This window comes from Allobacillus halotolerans (assembly GCF_018967645.1).
Classification (GTDB): domain Bacteria; phylum Bacillota; class Bacilli; order Bacillales; family Alkalibacillaceae; genus Allobacillus; species Allobacillus halotolerans.
Genome location: NZ_JAHLZF010000055.1, coordinates 1 through 1,429, shown reverse-complemented (window position 1 = coordinate 1,429; position 1,429 = coordinate 1). Strand labels below are relative to the sequence as shown.

Annotated in this window: 1 protein-coding gene; it reads left to right on the top strand. The window is 36.2% G+C overall.

Translation table 11 applies throughout. The annotated features are described in order from the left end of the window. Positions 1-1,429, top strand: a 1,429-nt coding sequence (locus KQ486_RS13965; RefSeq protein ID WP_216687991.1) for a phage baseplate protein, incomplete at both ends; no start/stop codon positions are given.

The window sequence follows — 1,429 nt, the reverse complement described above, 5'->3', positions numbered from 1 at the left end:
ACAGGTTATGGTCATAAGACATTGCAAGATCGTTTGTATCATGATTATTCAACACTAGATGCTTTCACTAAAAAGGTTGAGAAAGCTGTAGATGAACACTATAAAGAATATCGAGCGACAGAATACCGATTCGAACCAAAAGAGCAAGAACCGGAATTTATCACTGATTTATCGCCATATACAAATGCAGTAATGCAATCATTTTGGGTAGACCCTAGAACGAAAATTATTTATATGACGCAAGCTCGTCCAGGTAATCATTACATGTTATCTAGATTGAAGCCCAACGGACAATTTATTGATAGATTGCTTGTTAAAAACGGCGGTCACGGTACACACAATGCGTATAGATACATTGATGGAGAATTATGGATTTATTCAGCTGTATTGGACAGTAACAAAAACAACAAGTTTGTACGTTTCCAATATAGAACTGGAGAAATAACTTATGGTAATGAAATGCAAGATGTCATGCCGAATATATTTAACGACAGATATACGTCAGCGATTTATAATCCAGTAGAAAATTTAATGATTTTTAGACGTGAATATAAACCCACTGAAAGACAACTTAAGAATTCGTTGAACTTTGTTGAGGTTAGAAGTGCTGACGATATTGATAAAGGTATAGACAAAGTATTGTATCAAATGGATATACCTATGGAATACACTTCAGATACACAACCTATGCAAGGTATCACTTATGATGCAGGTATCTTATATTGGTATACAGGTGATTCGAATACAGCCAACCCTAACTACTTACAAGGCTTCGATATCAAAACGAAAGAATTGTTATTTAAACGTCGTATCGATATAGGCGGTGTGAATAACAACTTTAAAGGAGATTTCCAAGAGGCTGAGGGTCTAGATATGTATTACGATCTAGAAACAGGACGTAAAGCACTTCTAATCGGGGTAACTATTGGACCTGGTAACAACAGACATCATTCAATTTATTCTATCGGTCAAAGAGGTGTAAACCAATTCTTGAAAAACATCGCACCTCAAGTATCAATGACTGATTCAGGCGGACGTGTTAAACCGTTACCAATACAGAACCCAGCATATCTAAGTGATATTACGGAAGTTGGTCATTACTATATCTATACGCAAGACACACAAAATGCATTAGATTTCCCGTTACCGAAAGCGTTTAGAGATGCAGGGTGGTTCTTGGATGTACTGCCTGGACACTATAATGGTGCTCTAAGACAAGTACTTACCAGAAACAGCACAGGTAGAAATATGCTTAAATTCGAACGTGTCATTGACATTTTCAATAAGAAAAACAACGGAGCATGGAATTTCTGCCCGCAAAACGCCGGTTATTGGGAACATATCCCTAAGAGTATTACAAAATTATCAGATTTAAAAATCGTTGGTTTAGATTTCTATATCACTACTGAAGAATCAAAACGATTTACTG